The following is a 13,406-nucleotide window of genomic DNA, read 5'->3' on the forward strand; positions in this document are numbered from 1 at the left end:
TCACGATCTGGGAGGCGGCCGCCGCCCCCAAATCGCAGCTCTTCATGCTGTATGGCGCGATCCCGCTCTTGCCCATCATTCTCGGCTACACGGCGTATTCCTATTATGTGCTGTGGGACGCGACCGAGCACGATACCTATCACTGATTCCGCGTCCAGGCGCTGCTTCGAGCTCATGATTCGGTCTATAGGCGTCCGTGACGCGGCTGCGCGAGAGTCGTCCGTCGCACACCGCCTCGACCAGCGCACGATGAATCCGCACCCCGAGCTGCGGCTCCTCCGCCTGCACGTTGGAGAACACGACAATGTCGGTGCCGGCTTTGACAGCCTTCACCGCCAACTCTTCCGGCGTGAAGTCGTCGCGCACCGCGCCCATCTCCATATCGTCGCTCATGATGACGCCGTCGAAGTCGAGCCAGCTCGTATTGCGCAGCGCGCGCGGCGCCTTGGCGGAGAGTGACGCGGGCAAATCTTCCAGATCGCTGAAGCGCGGGTGATAGAGGTGCCCGATCATCACCGCGTCGAGCAGTCCGTCCTCGGCGAGACGGCGATAGGGCTCGAGCTCCGCCTCGCGCCAAGTCTGCGAGACATCCGCCAGGCGCTTGTGGCTGTCCACCGCGCTCGACCCGTGCCCCGGGAAATGCTTGGCCACAGTGACGATGTTCGCGGCGCGATGCGCCTTGATGAACGATGCGGCGAGCGACGTGACGGCATCGGGGTCCGCGCCGAAGCTGCGGCCCCGCGCGCCGATCACCGGATTGCCCGGATTGGTATTGAGATCGACCACGGGGCCGAGATTCATGTTGAAGCCCGCATCTGCGAGCTCCGCCGCCATCTCGCCGTAGAGCTGCATCGCAGCCTCCGGCGAGGCATAGCTCGGATCGCGGGCCACTTTCGCGGCCGCCGGAAACCATTTGAACCCGTTCCATGGATTGAGCCGCTGAACCTTGCCGCCTTCCTGATCCACGGCGATGAACGGCCGCGGGTTGGAATGCGCGTTGCGCAGGAAGGCAATGAGGTGCTTCAGCTGCTTGCGCCGATGGATGTTTTCAGGGAACAGCACCACGCCGCCGATCGTGCCCTTGTTCAGCTGTGCGCGAACGGCCTTCACCCCGGCATCGTTCTCGTCGTCGCCGGGGAAGCCGACCAGGATCATCTGCCCGACCATGCGGTCCAGACGCTTGCTGCCGCAGCCCGCCGGGATGGGTGCGGCGTAAGGCGCGGGCACGGCCACGCAGACCGTCAGGGACAGAGCGAGCAGCGCCTTGAGCGCGAATGCAGGAGAAAATCGGGGGGACATGGACCGGGACATGGGGACCGGGTTTAGGGACGAATTTTGCCGCGATTGTGAATAGACTTGGGGCCGCGTGACGGACAACCGGGTCGAGGGATGAGCCCATGTATCATACCATTTTGACGTCCTTGGCGGTGGCTTGCCTCGCCGGCCTTCTCGTCACGGGCCCGGCACGTGCCGAGCCAGAAGCCCCGGTCGATGAGGAGGCCGTGGCGGAGGATGAGGACCCAGATGAGAGCCTCGCCAAGAGCCTGTTGGGCAAGTCCTATTCGGGCGAGCTCGAGATCGAAGGATGGACCAATTTCGGTGGCGGACTTGTCTCGCCGCCTGTCTATGTGAATCAGTATCAGCGCGAAGACGGCACCTCCCTGGTGGTCACCAGTAAGGTGTCGAACAAGGACTACGTGGTCACCGACGCTTGATCATCTCCAAGCCGTGGAAGGGCTACGTGATTTCCACCTCTTGCATGCAGGGCGAGGACTTTACGTTGCGCTTCGTTGCCGAGACGCGCGGGCTGGAAGACAAGGAATGGTGGACCGAGGTGCGCCGCGCCTGGGAGATCGAAGTTCCGCCCAAACCCAACCCGGAGGCGGAAGCCGAACCTAAAACCGAAACCGCGCCTCCCAAGTCTGAGTCCGAGACCGCGAGCGAGGCCAAGCCCGAGCCTAAACCCGAGCCGATGCCCGGCAAGATCACCAAGGCCAATCCCAAAGGGGTCAAATGCACAAGTCCCGCGTGGTAGGCTCCACGCAATAGGGGGACGCGCGGGGCATGGAAGAATTTATTTTCGTGGTGACGTTTCTGGCGGCGCTGGGGACGGCGCTGCTCGCCGGAAATTTCTTCGCCTTCTCCGCTTTCCTGATGAGGGCGTTGGGCGGCCTATCGGCGGAGCGCGGCATCGTCGCCATGCAAGCCATCACCGTCGCGATCAAATGGCCTGTTTTTCTTATCTTGTTTTTCGGCACCGCCGCGCTGTGCGTCGTTCTTGCAGCGATCGCGCTGTTGCAATGGGGCGCGCCGGGATCCTGCTATCTGCTGGCCGGCACGCTGCTCTTCCTAGTGGGCACATTCGCGGTCACCATGATGCGCAATGTGCCCTTCAACAGAGAACTGATCGCGGTTGCGCCCGACACAAAAGATGCTCGCGATCTGTGGAAGCGGTTCCAGGCGTCGTGGTCCCTGTGGAACCATGTCCGCACGATCAGCGCGTTTCTCGCTTGCGCGAGCTTGATCATGGCCCTTGTCGAGATAGGCAACCCGCTCATCCCCCGCTGAACGTTTCCCTAGACACCGCATCTATGACTCAGACATTGTCTACAACTCACAGGGGAATTCGGAAGAAATGGTCGTAAAACGCAAGCTACAGGTTTTCGTATCCAGCACATTTACTGACCTGCTCGAAGAACGTCAGGCTGCGGTTGCGGCCATTCTCAAGGCCGGCCACATACCCGCTGGGATGGAACTGTTTACGGCCGGTGATCAGTCACAGATGAAGACCATCGAGAGATGGATCGACGAGAGCGACCTCTACATGCTGATTCTCGGTGCCAGATATGGATCAATCGAACCAAACTCCTCTCTCAGCTATACCGAGCTTGAGTATGATTACGCTATTTCTCAAGGAAAGCCTACGTTTGCCGTCGTTATCACTGAGGATGCAATCGAGTCTAAGGCCAAGTCGGGTGGTACAGCGCATATTGAAACTACAGATCCGCAAGGTCTTAAGCGTTTTCGCAAGAAAGTCTTGAGTAATATATCTTCTTTTTTTGCCGATCCAAAAGATGTGAAATTGTGCGTGTACGAGAGCTTGTCTGACTATGCAACAAATCAAGACCTCCGCGGCTGGATCGCGGCCGATGATGTGGAGGATACGAAGACCCTAAATGAAGAAATCAGAAGACTGAGAGAGGAGAACGCAACTTTAACCGAGCGCCTGCAGAATATTGAAAGAGCTGCAGAGTCCAAGCAACGTATTAGAGACGCTGAGAGTAACGAACTCTTACAGATCTTGGAGTCAATTGAAATTGAAATTCCAGCTGAGATAACCAAGAATAAAAAATTAGATACGAGGACCTTGTTCGACATTGCTTACGCCAATAGAGACACGCTCATTAACGGGGTTAGCAACGGGATTGGAATGTCGGAGCTGTCACGGTTTCACTACTTTAACGTGCTTCCTAAATTGCAGGCGCATGGTCTAGCAGAGAACGAAAGAGTAACCGGTACAAAATATCGTCGTAGTTTTCTTAACAAGGCGGGCCAGAAATTCTTCGCTGATCTTGAAAAGAAATTTCTATTAGCCAAGAATAAGGAATCTCAGGCATCCCCCTCGAGCGAACCTAAGCCAAATGGAGAGGGAGATACTATCTGTGGCGACGAAGAGACTCGGGTTCGGGCTCCGAAAAAGCCAGGAACAAAGAAGAAAAGTGCTGCAAAAAGGAAAAGCGCTGCAAAGAAGACGGTGCTCAGGTCCTAGCAGTGTGGTCACGGACACACCGCGCTCCGCCGCGCCGTCTGATCCTTGATGTAATGCGGCTTGGTCGAGAACGACCGCGAGAGGTTGTCGATCATCGTCCATCCGTCGAAGGCGCCGTCGTCGTCATAGTCCACGCGAACCAGCACGCCGTTATGCTCGCCGATGCGCGCCGTATTGGCGTAACAGATCTGCGCCACGACCCCCTTCGTCAGTCCCGGCTCGCAACGCGTATAGGGCCTGCCGCAATGATCGGTGCTCGCCAGCGGTCCCGGCGGGAGCGCGCCCGTGGCCCGGATCAGCGCATGGCCATTGCAGGCGAAGCGCCGCTGATTGTAGATCGCCTCGGTCCGCGCCTTGGGCACCGCATACGGTCCCGCTCGGGTCCAGAAGCCGATCGATTGGCCGGCGAAGGCGGCATTCTGGATGTCGGTATCGAGCGGGAGCCCGCCCCGGCACTTGCCGCCTGTCTTGCGCGCGAACCACGTGGTATCGGTCCAGTTCTGAAACAGATGCCACTGCCCGGAATTATGGAAGGCCGACGATCCCCCGAACGACCGCGACGCGGAAAGCCAGGTGAAGTGATCAGCCGTTGCCGCTGGAGCAACATCAGCGCGTCACCGCTCCCGTACGCACCGACCAGATAGCCGGCCTCACGCAGATTGCGGTTCACCACCGTGAAATACTCGACCATCTTTTTGGCTGTCGCCGTGTCGCTGCGATCAAAGTTGAAATCGACGCCGAAATAGATCGCGGTGCTGGACGGCTGACCAAGCGCGCGCGCCTGCGCCACCGCGGCGCGTGAATCGAGCTCCGCTTCGGTCTTCGTCGAATGCGGCGGGTTGGCCGGCCTCGCGCAATTGGCGTCCTTGAGGGTGAACAGCTTGCCCTTGCTGTCAAAGCTCTTGCCCTCGAACTTGTATTTGCTGCTCGAGAGATATTGGTAGATCGACAGCACCGCGAAGCCGTGATCGAGGATCGCGTCGATCTCGCTCCCTGGTTGCCCGGCGCGGCCGTGTCGATGAGCCGCTTGCCCCTCCATTGGGCGCAACGGCCGAGATAGCGGCCGATCACCTTGACGCCCGCGCACGCAGCTGCGGCAGATGAGGCGTGACGTTGTGGGAGGTGTCGATGATGGCAATGCGGCCAGGATCGGCGTGGGCGGCGGCGAGCGGCGCCAGCAATGGCGTCATCAGCAGCAGTGCAGTCCCGTAGCGGAGCAAGAGATCGGCCCTCCTTCGGCGACGAATCTGCCTCGAACGGTTGGTCGAATCGTGGCGAAGGGTCAAGCGTGCGGGCCCCTAATCCCAGTCCGGATGCTTGTCCTCCGCGGCGAGCGCGGTGATCCGCGCCTCGAACGCCTTCATGAACGCGTTGTAGCTGCCGGTGCCGTGGAGCGGTTCGCCCACATTGACCGTGCAGTTGAACGGCACAAGCAGCGACGAGCCCTTGGGCAGCGCCTTGCCCAGACCGTGCATATAGACGGGAATGATGGGCACGTCAGGCCGGGCGCAGGCCAAATGTCCGATGCCCGTCTTGAGGCGGCCGAGCTTCTCCGGATCGCCGCGCGAGCCTTCCGGGAACAGCACCAGGATCTCGCCCCGGTCGAGCGCCTCTTCGCAGGCGACAAGCGGATTCACGCCTTTGCGCGCGCTCCCGCGCACCACGGGGATGATGCCGATGATATGGGTGACGAACCAGCCGCGCGCCTTGCTGGTGAAGAAGTAGTCCACCGCCGCCACTGGCCGAAGCTTCGGCAGGAGTTTAAGCGGCATCAACGACATCAGCGCCAGCGCATCGAGATTGGAATTGTGATTGGCGGCGAGCACCGCCGGTCCGTCTTTCGGCAAGCGCTCGCGATGCCGCACCGTGAGGCCCAGCGCCACCAGGATCACCGCCCGCACCACGACGGCGAAGAACAGAAAGCGCATCACCCTGATGAGCGGGTTCTTGCTCATGGGGCGGGTCTCATGGCGTGAAGAAGTAGCGGAAGAAATGGAAGAAGGCGGGCGCCGCATAGGTCAGGCTGTCGACGCGATCGAGAATGCCGCCATGGCCCGGGATGAGCCCGCCGGTGTCCTTCACGCCGAGATCGCGCTTCATCCCGGAGATGGTGATATCGCCGAGGAAGCCGGCGACACCGAGCACGAGGCCGGCCAGCGCCGACCACAGCACATCCATGGGCGTGAGATACGGCCCGATGACCGCGGCCAAAGCCACCGTGGTCAGCACGCCGCCGACGAGCCCCTCCCAGGTCTTCTTCGGGCTCACTTGCGGCGTCACCTTGTGGCGGCCCAAAAGCTTCCCCCAGGTGTATTGCGCAACGTCGTTGAACTGGGTGAGCACGACGAGAAAGAATAAGAGCCCGACGCCGCCGGCCACCGGGTTATGCACCTCGCCCGAGACAAGCAGCATGGCCATGTGGCTCAAGCAGAACACGGTGAGCATCAGCCCCCAGGACAGCGTCCCGACGGCGCTTAGAAAACCGCGCGTCTCCCCGCGAAACGCCATGAGCGCCGGAAAGAACAGGAACAGCCACACCGGCACGAACACGAGGAACATGTTGTACCAGTCGATGGCCGCCCAATAATACTGGATGGGAATGGCGAGATAGGCGAACAGCAAGAGCCCGCGGTCGATGCGCCGCGTCGGGATCAGCGACAAATACTCCTTCAACGCGAGATACGAGATGAAGGCGAGGAACACGATCGCCACTGTCTCGCTCACGGCGATGGCGAAGGTGAAGGCGCCGATCATCCACCACCACGAGGCGGTGCGGCTCACCAGCTCGTCGTAATGGCCGGGCTTGCGCCAGCGCAGGACGAGCACGAGCAGCGTGGCGGCGATCAGCAACGCCCACACCCCGGCAGTGGCATAGACAACGTGCTCGGGCAGGCCGAAGAGTCTGGTCATGGTTTGGCTTCCGCAACGATGCGCCGCGCGCGATTGAGCACCGTGTAAGCTGACAGCGCCAGCAGAATGCCGAGATAGACGTTCGTCCAAGGGCCGGGCTCGAGCCCAAGGCCGAGCAACACCGCGAGCAGACCGAAGCCGAGCGCCCGGTCGCTCTTGCCGAACGGCCCATCATAGCGGCGCGGCGCCTTGATCAACGGTCCCAGCGCGCCGGTCATCTCGGCGACGATCCCGGTCACCACGACCAGCACGACAAGGGGCGCATTCACGCCGGAAATAAGCGCGAACGGCAGATAAAGCGCCGCGTCGGCAATGACGTCGGAAAGCTCGTTGAGCACCGCGCCTTGCGGGCTCGCCATGTCGTGTTCCTTCGCCATGAGGCCATCGACGGCGTTGAGTGCCATGCGCACGAACAGCGTTACCGGCAGCAAGAGCAGAGGCAAAGCGGCGCCAGGCTCTAACGCAAGCCACGCACCTTGCGCCACACTCAAGGCGAGCGCCGCAACTGTGACCGCATTGGCGCTGACGCCCGCTTGCGCCAGCCATGCCGCGGCGGGGCGCAAGCAGGCCTGAAACTTCGGCTTCAGATCGTAGATGGTGACCAAGCGCGTCCTCCGCCTCGTGCTCGCGCGTCGTCAGCGCATCCAATCGACGGCGAAGAATATCAGGGCGGAAAGGAGCGCGGCAGAGGGCACGGTGATGGCCCAAGCCGCCACGATACCCATGAAATGGGAGCGGCGGACCAGCTTGCGGCGGCGGAGCTCGTCCGGCGAGGCGGCAAAGCTTTTCCGCACCGGCTGATTGCGCTTGTGGGTACGGATGTAGTGCCGCCGCCGACGGCTGTTCGCAGTGTAGTACTCGCGGAAGAAGCCGACGCCGAACACCGCGCCCACGACGATATGCGTGGTCGAAACCGGCAGGCCGAGCTGCGAGGCAACGAGCACCGTGAAGGCGGCTGACAGCGCCACGCAGAAGGCGCGCATCGGATTCATCTTGGTGATCTGCTCGCCGACGATGCGCACGATGCGCGGACCGAACAGAAACAGGCCGAGGCTGATGCCCACCGCGCCGATCAGCATCACCCAGAACGGCACGCCAACTTCCGTGAGCAGCACGCCCGACTCCGCGCTGGTAAGGATCGCCGCCAGGGGACCGACCGCATTCGCAACGTCGTTGGATCCGTGGGCGAAGGAGAGCAGCGCCGCCGAACAGATCAGCGGTAGATGGAACAGCTTGCGCAGACCCTGATTGCGGTTCTCCATGCCTTCGGATTGGCTTCGCACCCAAGGCTTCGCGCCCAGATATGCGAGCGCGAACACCAGGACGCTGATCGCCATCACCGCCAGCAATCCGGGAGTCCAAATATGGCTCAAGCCCTTCACCACGAGATAGGCCGCGAAGATCGCCGCCATGAGCGCCACTAATACCGGCACCCAGCGGCGCGCCGCGGCGATCTTGTCCTCTTGGTAGATGAGGTTCACCTTGATGAAGGCGAGCGCACCCGCCGCAATCACACCGCCAATAAGCGGAGAGGTCAGCCAGCTCGCGAAGATCGAGGTCACCACGAACCAATCGACCACATCGACGCCAACCGCCGCGACGCCGGCGCCGAGGACACCGCCGACGATAGCGTGGGTTGTCGAGACCGGCGCGCCGAGAAACGTGGCCAGATGGACCCATAGCGCCGATGCAAGCAGCGCCGACATCATGACCCAGACGAACACGTCGCTGCTCCCCACGAGGGCCGGATCGATGATGCCCTTGGAGATGGTCTGGACCACGTCGCCGCCCGCGATCAGAGCGCCAGCACACTCGAAGATCGCGGCGATGACGAGCGCGCCCGTCATGGTCAGCGCTCGCGCCCCGACCGCCGGGCCCACATTGTTGGCCACGTCGTTGGCGCCAATGGTCAGCGCCATGTAGCCACCGATCACGGCGGCCACGACCATCAGGACGGCGTTCTGACTCGCGCCGATCTGGCTGCTGGCGAGCACGCCGGCCGTGGCGAGAAAGAGCACGGCGATGCCGAGGGCGAGCCGGTTGCGGGAGACGGCGCGCGTCGCCTCCTCCAGGCGCTCGATCTTGCGGAGATCCTTGTCGAGGGATGTCTTCCGGACTTTGTCCACGCCCACGCCGGACGCGCTATCGCCCCGCACCGTCATGCGCTTGAGTTTCCCCCGAGGTCCGTCACAGAAGGGTCATACGGGGTCTTGCGGGGCGCCACAACAGCACCGCAGGGTTTTCAACGGAGGCGTGGGAAAACCGAAGCGGGCGCGGAGGATCGGACGACTATGCCGCTTCCTGGCGGAAAAAATCGCTCAAAAGCGCCGAAAGCTCGTCGTCGGCCACCAGCGAGGCGGCCTCTTCCGGAGGAACCCACAGGTCTTCCGCGCCGCCTTCTCGGGCCAATCGAGTTGCTGGCAGCGTACCCGAAGGGCGTAGACGTCGACGCGGCACTTTGCCCAGGAAAACAGATGGAACCGCTTGGTGTACTCAAAAGACCCAAGGCGCTCGGGCTCGATCTCGCCCTCGACACCCGCCTCCTCGGCCGCTTCCTGCATGGCCAGATCGGCGTCGGCCATGTCCGGCTTCGGCCAGCCCCTGGGGATCGTCCACCGGCCGCGCCCCCGCGTGGTGATCAGGAGAACCAATGGTCCTTCGGCCGTGTCCACAATCGGCAGCGCCGCAATCTGTTTCAGGGGTGAGTTCATCTCTTCCAGACCGAATCGGGCAAACGACCCTGCGCCGGGCACTCTCGCATGCTCACTTCGACAAATTCGTGGCAACTTCGACGGTTTGCGCAGCAAGCGGCGCAAACAAGACGGCTAAGTACGACCAGCGGCGCTCTCACCCAAGTCTCCAGCGCATGAACACGATCTATCCCTCTCCCTTTGCCCGCGTCTGCGCCAACAACATTTCCACCTTCGGCAGCATGCTCTTGACAATAACGGCGACGCCCTCGCCGTTGGGATGGATGCCATCCTTCAGCATCAAATTGTCATTCAGCGCGGCGCCTTCAAGAAAGAAGGGATAGAGAATCACGTCATATCGAGCGGCGAGATCCGGATACATCGCGCCGAATGACTCGACATAGTCCTTGCCAAGATTTCGCGGCGCCTCCATGCCGGCCAGCAGCACCGGCATGTTTTTAGCCTGAAGCGCTTCGATAATCTTCGCGAGCGTCGCCTTGGTGCGTTCTGGCGGAAGACCTTGCAAGGCATCGTTCGCGCCGAGCTCCACGATCACCGCGTCCGCATCGTCGGGAATCGCCCAGTCCAGCCGTTGCAACCCGGCAGTTGCCGTATCGCCCGATACGCCCGCGTTCACGACCCTGACATTGTGGCCGCGCGCCTTCAAAGCCGCCTCGAGCTGCGCGGGGAAGGATTGATCCTGCGGTAGGCCGTAGCCCGCCGTGAGGCTGTCGCCCAAGGCAACGATCACGGTCTCGCTCGGCTCGGCCCGCGAGAAATCAGAGGCAAAAAGCAAGGCTGCGGCGACAAGGCCCAGGCGAGCGATACGAAGTTTCATCTTTTCGACCTGTTTGACATTCTTTAATGCGGCTACCCTGCCAATACTTCCGACGGTGACCTTCCGCACATGGATCAAACCTTGCACCAACGCCCCGCCATAGAGCTTGACGGCGTACATGTCACGCTGCCCTCGCGCGCCGGCGCCATCGCCATCCTGCGCGGCATCGATCTAATCGTTCCTTCGGGCGAAGCTGTGGCAGTCGTGGGCCCCAGCGGTTCGGGCAAATCCACGCTTCTCATGGTCATCGCCGGGCTGGAACGCGCCACGGCCGGCAAGGTCGCGGTGGCCGGCGCCGATTTGGGCACGCTGGACGAGGACGGCCTGGCGCGGCTGCGCGCCGCCAAGATCGGCATCGTGTTCCAATCCTTCCATTTGGTGCCGACCATGACCGCCATCGAGAACGTCGCCCTGCCCATGGAGTTCTTGGACCAGGACGGCGCCTTCGCGATCGCGCGGGCAAGCCTGGACGATGTCGGGCTCTCCCATCGAGAGTCCCATTTCCCGGGCCAGCTCTCCGGCGGCGAGCAGCAGCGCGTCGCCATTGCACGCGCGCTGTCCACCAAGCCGGCGCTGATCCTCGCCGACGAGCCCACCGGCAATCTCGATCTCGCGACCGGTGCACAAGTCATGGACCTCCTCTTCACGCTCAAAGAGCGCACCGGGGCCACGCTCCTGCTCATCACCCATGACAGTGAGCTCGCCAAACGCTGCGACCGCACCGTGAGCCTTGCCGACGGACAGATTGTCAAGGGCGGGGCCAAGCGCGCGTGAAGGCCTCGTGACCGCTGCCGCGACAACGGCTGACCTGCCGTCCGCCTCCACACGGCTGCCGCTCGCCTTGACCATCGCCATGCGGGAGTTGCGCGCAGGCGCGAGCGGACTTGTGGTTTTCGTGCTGTGCATCGCGCTCGGCGTCGCCGCCGTAGCCGCCATCGGCTCGCTCGCCGCCGCCTTCGACAAAGCGCTGGCGAATCAGGGACGGCTTCTCATCGGCGGCGATCTGTCCTTCGAGGTGATCCACCGCCAAGCGAACCCCGAGGAGCTCGCCGCACTCAAGGCGCTTGGGGAGATCAGCGAGTCGGCGAGCTTTCGCGCCATGGCCCGCGCCGGAGACGGCAAGAGCGCGCTGGTCGAGGTGAAGGCGGTCGACACGGCCTACCCACTTTATGGCGAGGTCGCGGTGATCGAACCGCAGGACGCCGCAAACGCCTGGCGCAAGCCCGACACGGTTCTGGCCCAACCTATTCTGCTGAACCGGCTCGGCGTCAAGATTGGCGATACGCTCAAGATCGGCGAGGCCACCGTGACCCTTGGCGGCACGCTCGGGGAGCAGCCCGATCGTCTCGCCGACCGGCTCTCCTACGGTCCGAAGCTTCTGATGTCGCGCGACACGCTGGAGAAGACCGGCCTCGTGCAGCCGGGCAGTCTGATCCGCTGGACCTATCGCTTGAAGATGCCGGACGACGCCGGCACCGACCGCGACAAGCTCACAGCCGCCCGCAAGGACATGGAGACCAAGTTTCCGCAAAGCGGCTTCGCGATTCTCGACTGGACCGACCCGGCGCCTTCGCTGCGCCGTGATGCGGAGCGCTTCACCCAGTTCATCAACTTCGTCGGCTTGACCGCGCTGCTCTTGGGCGGCATCGGCGTCGGCAACGCCATCCAAAGCTACATGGCGAAGAAGCGCGAGGTGATCGCCACGTTCAAATGCCTCGGCGCCACGAGCCGGCTCGTGCTCGACGTCTATCTGATCCAGTCCCTGATGCTCGCCGTGATCGGCATCGCCATCGGCTTGGTGCTGGGCGCGCTGGCGCCCTTAGCCATTGCCACGCTTTACGAAGACACGCTGCCCATCGCACTCGCCATCGAGCCCCATCCGATACCGCTCATCGTCGCCGCGTTGGCGGGCCTGCTCACCATGGTGCTGTTCGTACTGTGGCCGCTCGGCCGGGCGAGCCGCATCTCGCCGGCCGTGCTCATGCGCGCGCATCTTACCGAGGAGAGCGAGCGCTCGGCCACACCCTTCGCGCTCGGTTCCGCGGCGGCTGGCCTCGCCCTGTTCGTGCTCGCCGTCGCCGCGTCCGAGGAACGTCTGGTCACCGCCGCCATCTCCGCCGGCATCGTCGTCGCCTTCGGGCTCCTGCTCGGCTTCGGGGTTTTGGTACAGCGTCTCGCCGCCCGCTTCCGGCGCACCAAGCCGCCCGCCTGGGGGCTGGCGCTCGCCAGCATCGGCGCGCCGGGTTCGCTCGCCCGCTCCATCGCAGTGTCGTTGGGGCTAGGCTTGGGACTTTTGATCGCCGTGGCGCTGATCCACCATTCGCTCCTCACCGAGATCGAGAGCCATGTGGAGCTCGACGCGCCCGCCTACTATTTCCTCGATGTCGAGCCTGAAGACCTCACCACGTTCCAGAAGACCGCCAAAACCATCGAGCCGAAGGCCAAGATGGACGACGCTCCTATGCTGCGGGGCCGCATCGTCAAGCTGAAGGGCGTCTCGGTCGACGAAGCGGAGGTCTCGCCGGATACGCGCTGGGTACTCTCCGGCGATCGCGGCCTCACCTACACCGACAGCGTGCCGGGCTCCTCGACGGTGGAAGAAGGCGAATGGTGGCCGAAAGACTATGACGGCCCGCCGCTCGTCTCTTTCGACGGCGAGCTCGCCAAGGGTCTCGGGCTCAAGCTCGGCGACGAGGTCACCGTCAACATCCTCGGCCGCAACATCGATGCCAAGATCGCGAGCATGCGCAAGATCGACTGGGAGTCGCTTGCCATCAACTTCGTCATGGTGTTCTCGCCGAATACGCTAGAGGGCGCGCCGCACCGCCTGGTGACCACGCTCGAGCTGCCCAAGGGCACGAGCGCCGACACCGAGGCGAAGATCATTCAGTCGCTCGCGGAAGCGTACCCGCTGGTGACCGCCATCAAGATCGGCGACATCGTCAACGCGGCCAAGGCCATGCTGGCCAAGCTCATGTCGGCCATTCAGGCGACGGCGGGCTTTACGCTGCTGATCGGCGCCGCGGTGCTGGCGGGCGCGGTGTCCGCCGGCCAGCAGCGCCGGAAATACATCGCCGTGCTCTATAAGACGCTCGGCGCCACGCGCCGGCGCATCATCACCGCCGAATTGCTCGAATTCGGCGTGCTGGGGCTCGCCACCTCGCTGCTGGCGATCCTCATCGCCACCATCACCGCCTGG

16 protein-coding genes are annotated in these 13,406 nt (G+C 63.0%); 6 read left to right on the plus strand and 10 right to left on the minus strand.

Annotated elements, in window-relative coordinates; genetic code table 11:
- Positions 1–75 precede the first annotated feature (75 nt).
- Positions 76–1,299, minus strand: coding sequence for a glycoside hydrolase family 3 N-terminal domain-containing protein (locus AUC71_RS01800; protein WP_069622887.1), 1,224 nt, complete (start codon positions 1,297–1,299; stop codon positions 76–78).
- Positions 1,300–1,397: 98 nt separating this feature from the next.
- Between AUC71_RS01800 and AUC71_RS01805 the strand changes: the two genes are divergently transcribed.
- From AUC71_RS01805 to AUC71_RS01820, 4 genes are all read left to right on the plus strand, one after another.
- Complete coding sequence (locus AUC71_RS01805) at positions 1,398–1,715, plus strand: hypothetical protein (protein WP_069622888.1); 318 nt, start codon at positions 1,398–1,400, stop codon at positions 1,713–1,715.
- A complete protein-coding gene (locus tag AUC71_RS01810) occupies positions 1,712–2,035 on the plus strand; it encodes a hypothetical protein (RefSeq protein ID WP_069622889.1) in 324 nt (107 codons plus the stop codon). The genes AUC71_RS01805 and AUC71_RS01810 overlap by 4 nt, the downstream gene beginning before the upstream one ends.
- A gap of 29 nt (positions 2,036–2,064) precedes the next feature.
- Positions 2,065–2,568 carry an anthrone oxygenase family protein gene (locus tag AUC71_RS01815; protein WP_069622890.1) on the plus strand — a complete coding sequence of 168 codons (504 nt, stop codon included), beginning with the start codon at positions 2,065–2,067 and terminating at the stop codon, positions 2,566–2,568.
- A 67-nt stretch (positions 2,569–2,635) separates the two neighbouring features.
- Entirely contained in the window at positions 2,636–3,769 is a 1,134-nt protein-coding gene (locus AUC71_RS01820) for a DUF4062 domain-containing protein (protein ID WP_069622891.1), read from the plus strand.
- 8 nt (positions 3,770–3,777) lie between these two features.
- On the opposite strand, the gene AUC71_RS01825 is transcribed toward AUC71_RS01820, so the two are convergent.
- The 9 genes from AUC71_RS01825 to AUC71_RS01860 all read right to left on the minus strand — a co-directional run bounded on the left by AUC71_RS01825 (position 3,778) and on the right by AUC71_RS01860 (position 10,327).
- Positions 3,778–4,131, minus strand: coding sequence for a hypothetical protein (locus AUC71_RS01825; protein WP_069622892.1), 354 nt, complete (start codon positions 4,129–4,131; stop codon positions 3,778–3,780).
- Complete coding sequence (locus AUC71_RS01830) at positions 4,065–4,808, minus strand: glycoside hydrolase domain-containing protein (RefSeq protein ID WP_069622893.1); 744 nt, start codon at positions 4,806–4,808, stop codon at positions 4,065–4,067. Before AUC71_RS01830 ends, AUC71_RS01825 begins: the two co-directional genes overlap by 67 nt.
- A 28-nt stretch (positions 4,809–4,836) precedes the next feature.
- Positions 4,837–4,989: a hypothetical protein gene (locus AUC71_RS19100; RefSeq protein WP_158007662.1), complete on the minus strand. Its 153-nt coding sequence runs from the start codon at positions 4,987–4,989 to the stop codon at positions 4,837–4,839.
- A 78-nt stretch (positions 4,990–5,067) separates the two neighbouring features.
- Positions 5,068–5,724 carry a lysophospholipid acyltransferase family protein gene (locus tag AUC71_RS01835; RefSeq protein WP_069622894.1) on the minus strand — a complete coding sequence of 219 codons (657 nt, stop codon included), beginning with the start codon at positions 5,722–5,724 and terminating at the stop codon, positions 5,068–5,070.
- A 10-nt stretch (positions 5,725–5,734) separates the two neighbouring features.
- Positions 5,735–6,679 (minus strand): phosphatidate cytidylyltransferase, encoded by a 945-nt coding sequence (locus tag AUC71_RS01840; protein ID WP_069622895.1) that lies wholly within the window; start codon positions 6,677–6,679, stop codon positions 5,735–5,737.
- Complete coding sequence (locus AUC71_RS01845; RefSeq protein ID WP_069622896.1) at positions 6,676–7,284, minus strand: CDP-alcohol phosphatidyltransferase family protein; 609 nt, start codon at positions 7,282–7,284, stop codon at positions 6,676–6,678. The genes AUC71_RS01840 and AUC71_RS01845 overlap by 4 nt, the downstream gene beginning before the upstream one ends.
- A gap of 30 nt (positions 7,285–7,314) precedes the next feature.
- Positions 7,315–8,841, minus strand: coding sequence for an inorganic phosphate transporter (locus AUC71_RS01850; RefSeq protein ID WP_069622897.1), 1,527 nt, complete (start codon positions 8,839–8,841; stop codon positions 7,315–7,317).
- A gap of 156 nt (positions 8,842–8,997) precedes the next feature.
- The gene (locus AUC71_RS01855) at positions 8,998–9,390 is read right to left on the minus strand and encodes an NUDIX hydrolase (RefSeq protein WP_083237990.1); all 393 of its coding nucleotides are present in this window, start codon (positions 9,388–9,390) and stop codon (positions 8,998–9,000) included.
- A 166-nt stretch (positions 9,391–9,556) separates the two neighbouring features.
- Positions 9,557–10,327: an arylesterase gene (locus tag AUC71_RS01860; protein ID WP_244500751.1), complete on the minus strand. Its 771-nt coding sequence runs from the start codon at positions 10,325–10,327 to the stop codon at positions 9,557–9,559.
- Between AUC71_RS01860 and AUC71_RS01865 the strand changes: the two genes are divergently transcribed.
- Together AUC71_RS01865 and AUC71_RS01870 are read left to right on the plus strand one after the other, a co-directional pair.
- Entirely contained in the window at positions 10,277–10,981 is a 705-nt protein-coding gene (locus AUC71_RS01865) for an ABC transporter ATP-binding protein (RefSeq protein WP_069622898.1), read from the plus strand. The genes AUC71_RS01860 and AUC71_RS01865 overlap by 51 nt on opposite strands.
- Positions 10,982–10,988: 7 nt before the next feature.
- The coding region (locus AUC71_RS01870; RefSeq protein WP_069622899.1) for an ABC transporter permease at positions 10,989–13,406 on the plus strand (2,418 nt) is incomplete at its 3' end.

The organism is Methyloceanibacter marginalis, from assembly GCF_001723295.1.
Taxonomy (GTDB): Bacteria; Pseudomonadota; Alphaproteobacteria; order Rhizobiales; family Methyloligellaceae; genus Methyloceanibacter; species Methyloceanibacter marginalis.

Coding starts and splice junctions, on each gene's coding strand:
- AUC71_RS01855 (WP_083237990.1), bottom strand. CDS start 9,390: ATGAACTCACCCCTGAAACAGATTGCGGCGCTGCCGATTGTGGACACG.
- AUC71_RS01815 (WP_069622890.1), top strand. CDS start 2,065: ATGGAAGAATTTATTTTCGTGGTGACGTTTCTGGCGGCGCTGGGGACG.
- AUC71_RS01820 (WP_069622891.1), top strand. CDS start 2,636: ATGGTCGTAAAACGCAAGCTACAGGTTTTCGTATCCAGCACATTTACT.
- AUC71_RS01800 (WP_069622887.1), bottom strand. CDS start 1,299: ATGTCCCCCCGATTTTCTCCTGCATTCGCGCTCAAGGCGCTGCTCGCT.
- AUC71_RS01805 (WP_069622888.1), top strand. CDS start 1,398: ATGTATCATACCATTTTGACGTCCTTGGCGGTGGCTTGCCTCGCCGGC.
- AUC71_RS01860 (WP_244500751.1), bottom strand. CDS start 10,327: ATGTACGCCGTCAAGCTCTATGGCGGGGCGTTGGTGCAAGGTTTGATC.
- AUC71_RS01865 (WP_069622898.1), top strand. CDS start 10,277: ATGGATCAAACCTTGCACCAACGCCCCGCCATAGAGCTTGACGGCGTA.
- AUC71_RS01850 (WP_069622897.1), bottom strand. CDS start 8,841: ATGACGGTGCGGGGCGATAGCGCGTCCGGCGTGGGCGTGGACAAAGTC.
- AUC71_RS01830 (WP_069622893.1), bottom strand. CDS start 4,808: ATGGAGGGGCAAGCGGCTCATCGACACGGCCGCGCCGGGCAACCAGGG.
- AUC71_RS01840 (WP_069622895.1), bottom strand. CDS start 6,679: ATGACCAGACTCTTCGGCCTGCCCGAGCACGTTGTCTATGCCACTGCC.
- AUC71_RS01835 (WP_069622894.1), bottom strand. CDS start 5,724: ATGAGCAAGAACCCGCTCATCAGGGTGATGCGCTTTCTGTTCTTCGCC.